11 protein-coding genes are annotated in these 13497 nt (G+C 63.6%); 5 read left to right on the top strand and 6 right to left on the bottom strand.

What is annotated here, in order from left to right; all coding sequences use genetic code 11:
- Positions 1–33: 33 nt before the first annotated feature.
- The 6 genes from sucD to ACS3WB_RS13700 all read right to left on the bottom strand — a co-directional run bounded on the left by sucD (position 34) and on the right by ACS3WB_RS13700 (position 6085).
- Positions 34–918 (bottom strand): succinate--CoA ligase subunit alpha, encoded by an 885-nt coding sequence (sucD, locus tag ACS3WB_RS13725; RefSeq protein WP_438276051.1) that lies wholly within the window; start codon positions 916–918, stop codon positions 34–36.
- Positions 919–2118, bottom strand: coding sequence for an ADP-forming succinate--CoA ligase subunit beta (gene sucC, locus ACS3WB_RS13720; protein WP_438276050.1), 1200 nt, complete (start codon positions 2116–2118; stop codon positions 919–921).
- A gap of 240 nt (positions 2119–2358) precedes the next feature.
- Positions 2359–3327, bottom strand: coding sequence for a malate dehydrogenase (mdh, locus tag ACS3WB_RS13715; RefSeq protein ID WP_438276049.1), 969 nt, complete (start codon positions 3325–3327; stop codon positions 2359–2361).
- Between the two features lie 139 nt (positions 3328–3466).
- Positions 3467–4651 carry a cell division protein ZapE gene (gene zapE, locus ACS3WB_RS13710; RefSeq protein WP_438276048.1) on the bottom strand — a complete coding sequence of 395 codons (1185 nt, stop codon included), beginning with the start codon at positions 4649–4651 and terminating at the stop codon, positions 3467–3469.
- Between the two features lie 73 nt (positions 4652–4724).
- On the bottom strand, positions 4725–5261 hold the full coding sequence (thpR, locus tag ACS3WB_RS13705) for an RNA 2',3'-cyclic phosphodiesterase (protein ID WP_438276047.1): 537 nt from the start codon (positions 5259–5261) through the stop codon (positions 4725–4727).
- 134 nt (positions 5262–5395) lie between these two features.
- Positions 5396–6085 carry an arylesterase gene (locus ACS3WB_RS13700; protein ID WP_438276046.1) on the bottom strand — a complete coding sequence of 230 codons (690 nt, stop codon included), beginning with the start codon at positions 6083–6085 and terminating at the stop codon, positions 5396–5398.
- Here ACS3WB_RS13700 and ACS3WB_RS13695 point away from each other — a divergent pair.
- From ACS3WB_RS13695 to ACS3WB_RS13675, 5 genes are all read left to right on the top strand, one after another.
- The gene (locus tag ACS3WB_RS13695; protein ID WP_438276045.1) at positions 6084–6806 is read left to right on the top strand and encodes an ABC transporter ATP-binding protein; all 723 of its coding nucleotides are present in this window, start codon (positions 6084–6086) and stop codon (positions 6804–6806) included. The two genes, ACS3WB_RS13700 and ACS3WB_RS13695, sit on opposite strands and share 2 nt — an antisense overlap.
- Before the next feature lie 88 nt (positions 6807–6894).
- Positions 6895–9438, top strand: coding sequence for an ABC transporter permease (locus ACS3WB_RS13690; RefSeq protein ID WP_438276044.1), 2544 nt, complete (start codon positions 6895–6897; stop codon positions 9436–9438).
- 309 nt (positions 9439–9747) lie between these two features.
- Entirely contained in the window at positions 9748–10539 is a 792-nt protein-coding gene (locus tag ACS3WB_RS13685; protein WP_438276043.1) for a Bax inhibitor-1/YccA family protein, read from the top strand.
- Positions 10540–10667: 128 nt separating this feature from the next.
- On the top strand, positions 10668–11723 hold the full coding sequence (locus ACS3WB_RS13680) for a ligase-associated DNA damage response exonuclease (RefSeq protein ID WP_438276042.1): 1056 nt from the start codon (positions 10668–10670) through the stop codon (positions 11721–11723).
- Positions 11720–13423, top strand: coding sequence for a cisplatin damage response ATP-dependent DNA ligase (locus tag ACS3WB_RS13675; protein ID WP_438276041.1), 1704 nt, complete (start codon positions 11720–11722; stop codon positions 13421–13423). Before ACS3WB_RS13680 ends, ACS3WB_RS13675 begins: the two co-directional genes overlap by 4 nt.
- Positions 13424–13497: the final 74 nt, after the last annotated feature.

The raw sequence follows: 13497 nt of genomic DNA, 5'->3' as shown, positions 1-13497 counted from the left end.
GGAACTTCGCGCCGAAAAGAACCAAAGTTTGAATCACGATCTCAACTTTTCGACAAGAGTCTTTCCGAGCCGCGCCGGAGACGGCGAGACAATGATGCCGGCAGCTTCCATGGCGGCGGTCTTGGACGCGGCGTCGCCCTTGCCGCCGGAGATGATGGCGCCAGCATGGCCCATGCGGCGGCCGGGCGGCGCGGTGACGCCGGCGATGAAGCCGACTGTCGGCTTGCTGCGGCCGCGTCTGGCTTCGTCGATCAAAAACTGGGCGGCGTCTTCCTCGGCCGAGCCGCCGATCTCGCCGATCATCACGATCGATGTGGTCTTGGGATCGGCGAGAAACATTTCCAGCACGTCGATGAATTCGGTGCCCTTGACCGGGTCGCCGCCGATGCCGACCGCGGTTGTTTGTCCCAGACCTTCCTGGCTGGTCTGAAATACCGCTTCGTAGGTCAGCGTGCCCGAGCGGGAGACGATGCCGACATTGCCCGGCTTGAAGATGTTGGCCGGCATGATGCCGATCTTGCATTCGCCGGCGGTGACGACCCCCGGACAATTCGGCCCGATCAGCCGCGACTTCGATCCCGACAGCGACCGCTTGACCCGCACCATGTCGAGCACCGGAATGCCCTCGGTGATGCAGACGATCAGCGGGGTCTCGGCGTCGATCGCCTCGCATATCGCATCGGCCGCGCCCTGCGGCGGGACATAGATCACGCTGGCATCGGCGCCGGTGGCCTCGCGCGCTTCACGCACGGTGTCGAACACCGGCAGGTCGAGGTGCTTGCTGCCGCCTTTGCCCGGCGAGGTGCCGCCGACCATTTTGGTGCCGTAAGCGATCGCGGCCTCGGAATGGAACGTGCCGTTCTTGCCGGTGAAGCCCTGGCAGATGACCTTTGTGTTCCTGTCGATCAGAACGGACATTTACCCGACCCCTTTCACGGCCTTGACGATCTTCTGCGCGGCATCGTCGAGATCGTCGGCGGGCAGCACGTTGAGACCGGACTCGCGGATGATCTTTTTGCCGGCGTCGACGTTGGTGCCTTCGAGGCGAACTACCAGCGGGACATTGAGGCCGACCTGCTTCACCGCGGCGACGACGCCGTCGGCAATGACGTCGCATTTCATGATGCCGCCGAAGATATTGACCAGGATGCCCTTCACGTTCGGATCGGCGGTGATGATCTTGAAGGCGGCCGCGACCTTGTCCTTTGTCGCGCCGCCGCCGACGTCGAGGAAGTTCGCAGGCGCCATGCCGTAGAGCTTGATGATGTCCATGGTCGCCATCGCAAGGCCGGCGCCGTTGACCATGCAACCGATCTGTCCGTCGAGCGCAACATAGCTCAGGTCGAAACGCGACGCCTCGATTTCCTTGGGATCTTCCTCCGTCTCGTCGCGCAGCGCCAGCACGTCGGAATGGCGGAACATCGCATTGCTATCGAAAGACACCTTGGCGTCGAGCACGCACAACTGACCCTGCCTGGTTACGACCAGCGGGTTGATCTCCAGGAGCGCGATGTCCTTGGCGATGAAGGCGGTGTAAAGCTGCGTGACCAGCCTGTCCGCCTGCTTGGCGAGGTCGCCGGAAAGACCCAGCGCCTTGGCGACGGTGCGGCCGTGATGAGCCATGATGCCGGTGGCGGGATCGACCGAGAAGGTCACGATTTTCTCAGGCGTTTTGTGGGCGACGTCCTCGATGTTCACGCCACCCTCGGTGGAAACGACGAACGCGACCCGCGAGGTCTCACGGTCGACCAGCGCAGATAGATAGAACTCCTTGTCGATGTCGGAGCCTTCCTCGATGTAGAGCCGATTGACCCGCTTGCCGGCGGGGCCGGTCTGCACCGTGACCAGCGTGGCCCCGAGCATCTGTTTGGCGAACTCGCTGACCTCGGCGACCGATTTGGCGAGACGGACACCGCCTTTATCGCCGGCGGAGGCTTCCTTGAATTTGCCCTTGCCGCGGCCACCTGCATGGATCTGACTTTTCACCACCCAGACCGGGCCGCCCAGCGTGTTCGCCGCCGCTTCGGCTTCCGATGCTTTCAGCACCGGAATCCCGCGAGAGACCGGCACGCCGAATTCGCGCAGCAACGCCTTGGCCTGATACTCGTGGATGTTCATCGTGATGGTCTCCGACGCGTGGCAGTGACAATTGGCACGAAATGTTCGACTTCACCTGTCTTCGTCTGTCACAGACTGACCGGCGATACACTAGATCAGACGATCTTGGCTCGAATTGATCCAAAATCATCAACGTGGTCGATACCAATATTCCAAAGCGGGATGCCGGCGGAAACCGCTGCATCACTTTTCCCCATTCCGCTCCAGCCGAGGACAGGCGGACAGTTGCCTCGCGGCCGATTAGCGGTCCAGCAGATCGGGCGCGATCTTCTTGCAGGCATCAATGAGCCCCTGAACCGCGCCGACCGATTTGTCGAAGGCTTCGCGATCCTTGCCTCCAAGTTCGATTTCGACGACGCGCTCGACGCCCCTGGCGCCAATCACCACGGGTACGCCGACATACATGTCCTTCACGCCGTATTCGCCGTTGAGATAGGCAGCGCATGGCAGCACGCGCTTCTTGTCGCGCAGATAGCTTTCCGCCATCGCGATCGCCGACGTCGCGGGCGCATAGAAAGCCGAACCGGTCTTCAGCAGGTTGACGATCTCCGCGCCGCCGTTGCGGGTCCGCTCGACGATCTCGTCGATGCGCGCCTGCGAGGTCCAGCCCATTTTGACGAGATCCGGCAGCGGAATGCCGGCCACGGTCGAGTACTTCACCAGCGGCACCATGCTGTCGCCGTGGCCGCCGAGCACGAAGGCTGTGACGTCTTCCACCGACACGTCGAATTCGTCGGCAAGGAAATAACGGAAGCGTGACGAGTCCAGCACGCCTGCCATACCGACCACCTTCTTCGCCGGCAGGCCGGAAGCCTTCTGAAGCGCCCAGACCATGGCGTCGAGCGGATTGGTGATGCAGATGACGAAGGCGTCGTGCGCATATTTCCTGATGCCCGCGCCGACCTGCTCCATCACCTTGAGATTGATGCTAAGGAGATCGTCGCGGCTCATGCCCGGCTTGCGCGGAATGCCGGCAGTGACGATGCAGACCTTCGCGCCATCAAGCGCTTCGTAGGAGTTGGCGCCGGTCAGCCTGGCGTCGAATCCCTCCACCGGCGAAGACTGTGCGATATCGAGGGATTTTCCTTGCGGAATGCCTTCGGCGATATCGAACATCACGACGTCGCCGAGTTCTTTCAGCCCGATGAGGTGAGCGAGCGTTCCTCCGATCTGGCCGGAGCCGATCAGGGCGATCTTGTCGCGCGCCATGGGAATTTATCCTTTGATGGCAAAGAGGCGGGATGGGAAAATCTCGACAACAGCGTGGTTAGACCTTTCGTCCCGCCCGTTCAAGTCGTCCTGTCTGCCTGAGGTTCGACTCCGATGACCAGCAATGGCGGGACCGATTTTATGTCTCCACCAGTCCGGTGCTGGAGCCGCCGGCGGCGGAATCGCTGCGGCCGTGGGCCTGGGCCAGGTAGGAGTCCGAGCCCATCTCGATCAGGCGCGAGGAAGTCCGCTTGAATTCGTTCGCCTCAAAACCCTCGCTTGCGCGATAGAGCGACAGCGGATCGGTGTCGCTCGAGGCCATCAGTTTCACGCCGTTGTCATACAGCGCGTCGATCAGCGCGATGAATCGCTTGGCGGCGTTGCGGTCGGCCTCGTTCATGACCGGAATGCGATCGATGATGAGGGTATGATAGTCCCGCGCAAGCCTCAGATAGTCGGAAGCGCCAAGCGGCTGCTCACAGAGGTCGGCGAAGGAAAACCGGGCAACGCCGTGGGACGAACACGGCACGCGCAAGGTATGGCCCTTGATCGCGATGTCGCGAGGCCTGCACGGCGCGCCGCCTGTCATGAGCGCCCAACCCTTGTCGAGGGCCGCTTCGGCCCTAGCGTCGGCGGGCGTCAGCCACATCGTGACGCCTGTCAGCTTTTCCATGCGGAAGTCGGTGCGCGCATCGAGGCGCAGCACCTCCATGCGCTCCTCGATCTGTTCGATGAACGGCAAGAACAGCACGCGGTTGAGGCCGCCCTCATAAAGGTCCTCGGGCGGGACGTTGGATGTCGCCACCACCACCGTGCCGAGTTCGAACAGGCGTGCGAACAGGCGGCCGAGGATCATGGCATCGGCGATATCGGTGACGTGGAATTCGTCGAAGCACAAAAGCCACGCTTCCTCGAAGATCGAGGCCGCGGTGAGTTGAATGACGTCGGTATCGGCGATCTCGCCCCGCGCGATGCTCTGCCGGAAGGCGAAGATGCGTTCGTGGACGTTGGCCATGAACTCATGAAAATGAACGCGGCGTTTGTGCGGGACCGCGCTCTCATGGAAGAACAGGTCCATCAGCATGGACTTGCCGCGCCCGACGTCGCCGTAGATATAAAGTCCTTTCGGAGGAGGCGCGTGGTCGGGATGAAAGAGCTTGTCGAGAAAGCCTGACCTTGTCGCCGGCTTGTAGGCCATGAGCCGCTCGTCCAGCGCGGCGAGAGCTTCCGCCACCCGCGCCTGCGCGGGGTCCGCCTCGATCGCGCCCGATGCGACGAGATCCTGATAGTGATCGCGAAACAGCGTGGGCGAGGTCGAAAGCATCGGACAGCTTACGTCTCCATATCAGCCGAAATGCAAGTCGTGAATTGGTTGAAGAGCCTCGCAGGTCGGACGGTTACGGGCTGAGCGCGTAGGAATCCTCCACCACATAGGGTCCACCGCCGACCGAGGCGCGCGAGGAGAACAGTACGAAACGCTCCGCGGTGAATACTTTGGACGGAAAATAGCCCCGCACGGACAGATAGTTCGCGACGTCATGGTTGGATGCGTCGCGCAGCCGTGCGAGCGTCACGTGAGGCGTGAACTTGCGGCTCTCGGGATCGAGCCCGCAGCGTTGCATCAGCCGTTCGAGTTCGGCCTGCAAATCGACCAGCGGCCCGCTCGGTTCCACAGAGGCAACGACGGCGCGGGGTTTTTTGCCGCCGAAACTGGACAGTCCCCGCAGCGTCACCTCGAATGGCTTGCGGTTCACCCGCAGCAGCACCGACGCGATCTCGTTGGCGGAGGCGCCGTCGATATCGCCGATGAAGCGCAGCGTGAGATGATAGTTTTCGGGGTCGATCCAGCGGGCGCCGGGCAGACCGCCGCGCAGATCGGACAGTATGCGGCAGACGTCGGGCGGTATCTCCAGCCCGGTGAACAAACGCGGCATCGCAAATACCCTCGATGCTGAGACCTTGGTTCCGAAAGTCACGCGGCGAAAACCGGGGTTCGAAACCAATTCGGCGGCGAATCACCGTATCCGCTTTTATCGTAGTTCTGTGACGGTGCGAAGCACGCGGTTTTTCACTTCTTCTGTGCAGAGATTCCGCGGACGAAGGGCTCAACCATCGGCATGATTTTCTTCACGATCACAGCTATGCCGTCGGCGGTCGGATGCATGCCGTCGGCCTGATTGAGCTTTGTGTTGGCCGCGACGCCGTCGAGGAAAAACGGATAAAGCGGCACGCCGTATTCCCTGGCGAGATCGGGAAAGATCGCGTTGAACTGTGTAGCGTATTCGGTGCCGAAATTCGGCGGCGCGAGCATCCCGCACAACAGGACCGCGACCCCGCGCGCCTTCAGGCGCTTCAGGATATCTTCCAGCGCCGCGCGCGTCACCTTGGGATCGAGGCCACGGAGCGCATCGTTCGCGCCCAGTTCGAGAATCACACCCTGAGTGCCGGGAGGCACCGACCAGTCGAGCCGCTCGAGGCCACCGGAGGCGGTGTCGCCGGAAACGCCTGCATTGTCGATCGCGACATTCAGCCCTTTGTTTTGCAAGGCCTTTTCCAGTTGCGCGGGGAATGCGGCGGCGGCTGGAAGGCCGAGCCCGGCGCTTAGGGAGTCGCCGAGCACCACGAGCTTGACCGGACTGCCAGGCGGGGCCTGGGCGAATGCGGATGTCGCGAACAGCGCGCCGCCCAGCGCCAGCCACACAAACGTGCGCTTCAACCACTCGACTGCTGGAAAGGAAGTCCCATATGACTTTCGCATGGACAGTCTCATCGAACGCTCGTCACCGGCGGGTTATTCCGAAGTTCCGGACGCCATCGCCATCGCCAATGTCAATCTCACGCTCGGCAGCGGGGCGGCGCGGGTCCATATTCTTAAGGACATCAATCTCCGCATTGGCCGCGCCGAAGCTGTCGGTCTGATCGGCCCCTCCGGGTCGGGCAAATCCACGCTCCTCATGGTGATGGCCGGGCTTGAACGTCCTGACAGCGGAGAGGTGGTGGTCGACGGCACTCGATTCAATGCTCTCGACGAGGACGCCCTCGCGCGATTTCGCGGCCGTCACGTCGGCATCGTGTTCCAGTCGTTCCACCTGATCCCGACCATGACGGCGCTCGAGAACGTCGCGGTGCCGCTCGAACTTGCGGGCGCGCCGGACGCATCGGCTCGCGCGGCGCGAGAATTGGAGGCCGTGGGTCTCGGCGAGCGGCAGCATCATTATCCGGCGCAGTTGTCCGGCGGCGAGCAGCAACGCGTGGCGCTGGCGCGGGCGTTCGCGCCCGATCCGGCTATACTCGTCGCCGACGAGCCGACCGGCAATCTGGACGAGGCGACAGGTCAGCAGATCGTCGATCTGCTCTTCGCCAAACATGCCGAGCGCGGCATGACGCTGGTGCTGGTCACCCACGACAACGCGCTCGCCCAACGCTGCGACCGCGTGGTGCGGTTGCGCTCGGGCCGCATCGACGGATCAGCGCAATGACACATCATCCGTTGTTCCGGATCGCAGATCATCCGTCATTCCCGCTTCGCGAACTTCGTGCGCGATCTCGAATGACGAGTGGATATAGATGACCCGCGCCCCGTTCCTGCCACTCCGTCTGGCGCTGCGCGAATTGCGCAGCGGCTTGCGCGGCTTCTATGTTTTCATCGCCTGCATCGCGCTCGGCGTCATGGCGATCGCCGGCGTCGGCTCGGTGGCGTCGAGCCTGTCTGATGGCCTGGCGCGCGAGGGGCGCACGCTGCTTGGCGGCGACGTCGCGTTTTCGCTGATCCAGCGCGAGGCGACGCCGGAGGAGATCGCATTCCTGCGCGCCAGAGGAGATGTCTCGGTGGCGGGGACGTTGCGTGCGATGGCGCGCGCGCCGGACGGCGAGCTGGCGCTTGTTGAACTCAAGGCGGTTGACCGCGCCTATCCCATGCTTGGCGCGCTGAGGTTGGCGCCGAACCTCCCGATGGCCAATCTGCTCGCCGAGCGAGACGGCGTGTTCGGCGCGGTCGTCGATCCGACGCTGCTGGCGCGGCTTGATCTCAAGATCGGCGATCGTGTTACGGTCGGCAGCGCCACCTTTGAAATCCGCAGCGCGGTGGACGCCGAACCGGACAAGCTGGTGGGAGGTGTCGGGCTCGGGCCGCGCTTTCTCACCAGCATCGACGGCCTGCGCGCCACCGCCTTGCTGCAGCCAGGGAGTCTGGTGCGCTGGATTTACCGGGTGCGGCTCGCCGGCGGTGGTACGGACGAAAGAGCCGCGTCGACGCTGGTCGACGATGCGCGGGCGGCATTGCCGGAGGCGGGCTGGGACATCCGCAGCCGCAACAATGCGTCGCCGCAGCTTGAGCGGACCATCTCGCGATTCACGCAGTATCTGGCCCTGGTCGGGCTCGCCGCCTTGCTGGTCGGGGGCGTTGGCGTCGGAAATGCGGTCAAGAGCCACGTCGATCGCCGCCGCGATGTCATCGCGGCTTTCAAGGCACTGGGCGCGACCGGACGCGATGTGTTCGCGATCTATCTGACGCAGGTCATGGTGCTGGCCGCTCTCGGATCGTTTGCCGGTCTGACCGTCGGCGCGGCGCTACCCTTCCTCATCGTCGGCGCCTTCGGTCATCTTCTGCCGCTGCCGGTGGTCCCGGCATTGCATCCCGGCGCATTGGCGTTATCGGCCGTGTACGGCCTGTTGACGGCGCTGGCCTTCGGCATGTGGCCGCTGGCGCGGGTTCATGACGTTCCGGTCGCTGCGCTGTTTCGGGACACGGTGACCAATATGGGGCGCCGGCCGCAGGCCCGTTATCTGGTCTGGATGGCGCTCATGATCGCGCTCCTGATCGGGATCGCGGTCGGCCTTGCCTATGACAAGCGCATAGCTCTGGTGTTCGTGGCGGCTTCGGCGATGGTGTTCGCATTGTTGCGCGGCATCGCCTTTGCCCTGATGGCAGTGGCGCGCCGGTTGCCGCGGTCCCGAATCACCATGGTGCGGCTTGCGGTCGCCAACCTCCATCGTCCGGGAACGCTGACGCCTTCGGTGGTGCTTTCGCTCGGCCTCGGCCTTGCCGTGCTGGTCACGATCACCCAGATCGACGGCAATCTGCGACGCCAGTTCCTGGCCGCCTTGCCGGAGCGCGCGCCGACGTTTTTTTTCATCGACATTCCCTCGTCGGTATCGGACCGGTTTACCGTGTTTCTCAAGCAGCAGGTTCCGCAGGCGACGGTGGAAGATGTCCCGATGCTGCGCGGACGCATCGTTGCGGCCCGCGGCGTCCGCGCCGACAAGTTGAAACCGTCAAATGAAGCCGAATGGGTGCTGCAGAGCGATCGCGGCCTGACCTATACCGGCGAGGTGCCGAAGGGATCGAAGGTGGTGGAAGGCCAATGGTGGGGACCGGACTATGACGGGCCGCCGCTGGTATCATTCGAGAAGAAGCTTGCCGACGGACTTGGGCTCAAGCTCGGCGACACCGTCGTCGTGAATGTCCTCGGCCGCGACGTCACCGCCACCATCAGCAACATGCGAACCGTGGATTGGCAGAGCCTCGGCATCAATTTCGTATTGGTGTTCTCGCCCAACGCCTTTCGCGGCGCGCCGCACACTCATATCGCGACCCTGACCGAGCCCCATAATGGCGCTGTCGAAGACGCCGCCATTATCAAGGCCGTCGCCGGCGCCTTCCCGATGGTGACGAGCGTGCGGGTCCGCGAAGCGCTGGAAACCATCGGAACCGTCGTCACCAACCTGGTGCTGGCGATCCGGGGCGCCAGCGCCGTCACCCTGATTTCGGCGATTCTCGTCCTCGGCGGCGCGCTGGCGGCGGGCCATCGCCATCGCGTCTACGATGCGGTGATCCTCAAGACCCTCGGAGCCACCCGGTTGCGGCTGCTGGGGGCCTACACCCTGGAGTACCTGATGATCGGCGCGGCTACCGCTGTGTTCGGCGTGGCCGCCGGTTCGGTCGCCGCCTGGCTGATCGTGACGCGGCTGATGACGCTCGGCTTCGAGTGGCAGGCGGGCAGTGCGGCCATGGTGGTCGTCGGCGCGCTTGTGGTCACCGTGACGCTGGGGCTAGCTGGCACGCTGATGGCGCTGAACCAGAAGCCGGCCACGGTACTCCGTCATTTATGACAATATGTAGCAGGCGTCGCGGCGATCGGATCCATCATGCAGCGACGGGGAGGGGACCACCGATCCCCTTGCGGACTTGATGCTTTTGGCGCATCCGTCCGGCGCGGGGAGAGGCCGATGCCAGTCCGGAGGGCGACATTCAGCCGCGCGTGGAAGCTTGCGCCGATCGTGTTAGTTTCCCACATACAGCTTGGGTCGGACACTGTCCTGATGACGAAAAATTAACGTTCGCAGACCGGCGTATCCGAGACAGAATTCGAACTGGCGCGTAAACCATTTGCGGGGCCAGACAACCACGGGAATTCGACCATGTCGGACTTAGACCGTAACTACACCTCTCCGTTTGGCCGGGCCGCCGGGCGCGTTGATACCGCGGCCGTCGATGCCGGTCTTCGGTCCTATATGCTCAAGATCTACAACTACATGTCGATCGGCCTCGCCATCACCGGTCTGGCCGCGCTCGGCGTTTATATGGCGGCGGTGACCGGCGATCCGTCGGGCGCTGCGGCCCGGATGGGCAGCGCTTACCTGACGCCGTTTGGTTACGCGATGTTCGTGAGCCCCCTGAAGTGGGTGTTCATCCTCGCGCCCTTGGCGATGGTCTTCGCCATCTCCTTCGGCATCAACCGGCTGAAGCCCGCGACCGCACAGATGCTGTTCTGGGCGTTCTCGGCGCTGATGGGCGTGTCGCTGTCGTCGATCTTCCTGGTGTACACCCACACCTCGATCGTGCGGGTGTTCTTCATCACCGCGGCCTCGTTCGGCGCGCTGAGCCTGTTCGGCTACACCACCAAGCGTAACATGACCGGCCTTGGCTCATTCCTGTTCATGGGCCTGATCGGCGTGATTATCGCGAGCCTGGTGAATCTCTTCATCGCGAGTTCTGCATTGCAGTTCGTGGTGTCGGTGGCCGGCGTGCTGGTGTTTGCGGGCCTCACCGCCTGGGATACCCAGCGGCTGAAGAACGACTACATCTACGGCTACGCCTCGCAGGGCGGCGAGATCGCGGAGCGCGCGGCGATCACAGGTGCGCTGTCGCTCTACCTGAACTTCATCAACCTGTTCACGCTGCTGCTGCAGTTGCTTGGACAGCGAGAATAGGTGCGATCCTGAAACGGTCGTCCGGTTTTCGGACCTGATACGTGAAGCCCCGGCCAAGGCCGGGGCTTTTTCGTTACGCCGGATATCTTCGAAGCGCCCAGACTCGACCGACCGCAGCGGCTGCTTATATGCCCGCTATGCGTCCGCAAGACATTCTGATGCCAGTCGCCGCCGGATTGTGTTGCAAGCCCGGCGGCTTCCATATCGATCCGGTGCGTCCTGTGGAGCGCGCGGTCATCACCCACGGACATTCCGATCACGCCCGTCCCGGTCATGGCGCGGTACTGGCGACGCAGGAAACGCTCGACATCATGCGGCTGCGTTACGGCGACGGTTTCGCCGGTTCCACGCAGGCGATTTCCTATGGCGAAGAGATCCGGCTCGGCGACGTCTCGATCAAATTCCATCCCGCGGGCCACGTGCTCGGCTCGGCGCAGGTCGCGGTCACGCATGGCGGTGTCCGGATCGTCGCCTCGGGCGACTACAAGGACGTCCGCGATCCGACCTGCACCCCCTTCGAGGTGGTGCCGTGCGATGTCTTCATCACCGAGGCGACATTCGGCCTGCCGGTGTTCTGTCATGGGGATGCGGCGTGCGAAGTGGACAAGCTGCTGGCTTCGGTGGCGCTGTTTCCGGATCGCGCGCATCTCGTCGGCGCCTATTCGCTCGGCAAGGCTCAGCGCGTGATCGCGCTGACCCGCGAAGCCGGCTACGGCGCGCCGATCTATCTGCATGGCGCGATGGAGAAAGTCACGCAGTACTATCAAAGCCGCGGTATCGCGCTTGACGATCTTCGGCCCGTCAAGGGAATGAAGAAAGCGGACCTTGCCGGCACTATCACCCTCGCGCCGCCCTCAGCCACCTCTGATCTGTGGACCCGGCGCTTTCCCGATCCGGTGACGGCGTTTGCGTCGGGCTGGATGCGGGTTCGCGCGCGGGCACGACAGCGCGGCGTCGAACTGCCGCTGGTTATTTCCGATCATGCCGATTGGGGCGGCCTGACCCGCACCATCGCCGCGACAGGCGCAGGTGAAATCTGGGTGACGCACGGCCAGGAAGATGCGCTGGTGCATTGGTGCACGACGCAAGGCCTCGTCGCGCGTCCGCTGGCGCTGGTTGGTTATGGCGATGAGGATAGCGAGGAGAATGATGCGGCGCCATTGGGTGGGGAAAGCGGGTTATGAACCGCTTCGCCGAACTCCTCGACCGTCTCGCCTACGAACCCGGCCGCAACAACAAGCTGCGGCTGATCACGGCGTATTTTCGTGAGACGCCGGATCCGGATCGTGGCTATGCACTGGCTGCGCTGACCGGCGCACTGTCGTTCAAGCATGCCAAGCCTGCACTTGTCCGGGGTCTTATCGCGGCGCGTGCCGATCCGGTGCTGTTCGCGCTGTCTTATGATTACGTCGGCGACCTCTCCGAGACGGTAGCGTTGATGTGGCCCTCGTCACCGACGCGCGAGCACGACAACAAGCCGCCGCCATCGCTCACCGATGTCGTCACGACGCTGCGCACGCTCGGCAAGACCGAACTGCCGGCGCAGCTTGCCGGCTGGCTCGACGAGTTGGACGAAATCGGGCGCTGGGCGCTCCTGAAACTCGTCACCGGCGCGATGCGGATCGGCGTGTCCGCGCGGCTCGCCAAGACCGCCGCTGCGGCGCTCGGCGACAAGGACACGCACGATGTCGAACTGATCTGGCCAGGTCTCTCGCCGCCATATCTCGATCTGTTCGCATGGCTCGAGGGCCGCGCCGAAAAGCCGGTCAACCGCATTCCCGCGCCGTTCCGGCCGGTAATGCTGGCGCATGCGATCGAGGACGCCGACTTTTCTCGGCTGGATGCCGCCGATTTTACGGCCGAGTGGAAATGGGATGGCATTCGCGTGCAGGCGGTCGGTGGCCGCGACGAGCATGGCAACGTCGCGACCCGGCTTTATTCGCGCACCGGCGAGGACATCACCAAAAGCTTTCCCGATCTTTTGCCGTCGCTGCAGTTGCAAGGTTTATCTGATGATCCCCGAAAACGGCTTCGCGCTTTGTGTCAGGGATTCGCCGTTGACGGCGAGTTGCTGGTGGTACGCGACGGGCGGGTGCAATCGTTCAACGTTCTGCAGCAGAGGCTGAATCGCAAGACCGTGACGCCCAGGCTGATGAAGGAATTTCCCATCCACCTGCGCGCCTACGACCTGCTCGACGATGGCGACAACGATCTGCGCGAGTTGCCGTTTGACGACCGGCGGCGGCTGCTGGTTGATTTCATTGCTGCGCTTGATGACCCGCTTATCGACCTGTCGCCGCAGGTGCCTTTTGTCACATGGGGCGAACTCGCGGCGATTCGCGCCGATCCGGCCGCGGCGGGAGCCGACGCCGACGCGGTCGAAGGCATCATGCTGAAGCGGCGCGATGCGCCGTACCTGCCGGGGCGCCCCAAGGGCCTATGGTGGAAATGGAAACGCGATCCGCATGTCATCGATGCGGTGTTGATGTATGCGCAGCGCGGCCACGGCAAGCGCTCGTCCTATTACTCGGATTATACCTTCGGAGTCTGGACCGAGGCCGATGGAAACGAGCAGCTTGTGCCGGTCGGCAAGGCCTATTTCGGCTTCACCGATGAGGAATTGCTGCGGATCGACCGGTTCGTCCGCCGCAACACCACCGAGAGCTTCGGCCCGGTGCGCCACGTCGTGCATGAGCCCGATAAGGGGCTGGTGCTGGAAGTCGCCTTCGAGGGATTGCAGCGGTCGGCCCGACACAGGTCGGGCGTGGCGATGCGTTTTCCCCGCATCAGTCGCCTGCGCTGGGACAAGCCGCCGCGCGAAGCCGACCGGCTGGAGACGCTGGAGCGGATGCTCGCCTCTGCTGCAGCGAATCGATCCGCATGAACGCTGTCGGGCGCCACGCTGGAGTCCACTCTGCTGATCGTGCTACGGACCATTGACGGGGGAACGGCGGTTCC

Origin of the sequence: Nitrobacter sp. (genome assembly GCF_051535215.1) — a bacterium.
In the GTDB taxonomy this organism is placed as follows: domain Bacteria; phylum Pseudomonadota; class Alphaproteobacteria; order Rhizobiales; family Xanthobacteraceae; genus Nitrobacter.
This window is presented reverse-complemented; position numbering and strand designations above follow the sequence as displayed.

Bases quoted from the DNA above. Each gene is read 5' to 3' on its own strand.
- sucD (WP_438276051.1), bottom strand. From the start codon at position 918: ATGTCCGTTCTGATCGACAGGAACACAAAGGTCATCTGCCAGGGCTTC.
- sucC (WP_438276050.1), bottom strand. From the start codon at position 2,118: ATGAACATCCACGAGTATCAGGCCAAGGCGTTGCTGCGCGAATTCGGC.
- mdh (WP_438276049.1), bottom strand. From the start codon at position 3,327: ATGGCGCGCGACAAGATCGCCCTGATCGGCTCCGGCCAGATCGGAGGA.
- zapE (WP_438276048.1), bottom strand. From the start codon at position 4,651: ATGCTTTCGACCTCGCCCACGCTGTTTCGCGATCACTATCAGGATCTC.
- thpR (WP_438276047.1), bottom strand. From the start codon at position 5,261: ATGCCGCGTTTGTTCACCGGGCTGGAGATACCGCCCGACGTCTGCCGC.
- ACS3WB_RS13695 (WP_438276045.1), top strand. From the start codon at position 6,084: ATGGACAGTCTCATCGAACGCTCGTCACCGGCGGGTTATTCCGAAGTT.
- ACS3WB_RS13700 (WP_438276046.1), bottom strand. From the start codon at position 6,085: ATGCGAAAGTCATATGGGACTTCCTTTCCAGCAGTCGAGTGGTTGAAG.
- ACS3WB_RS13690 (WP_438276044.1), top strand. From the start codon at position 6,895: ATGACCCGCGCCCCGTTCCTGCCACTCCGTCTGGCGCTGCGCGAATTG.
- ACS3WB_RS13685 (WP_438276043.1), top strand. From the start codon at position 9,748: ATGTCGGACTTAGACCGTAACTACACCTCTCCGTTTGGCCGGGCCGCC.
- ACS3WB_RS13680 (WP_438276042.1), top strand. From the start codon at position 10,668: ATGCCCGCTATGCGTCCGCAAGACATTCTGATGCCAGTCGCCGCCGGA.
- ACS3WB_RS13675 (WP_438276041.1), top strand. From the start codon at position 11,720: ATGAACCGCTTCGCCGAACTCCTCGACCGTCTCGCCTACGAACCCGGC.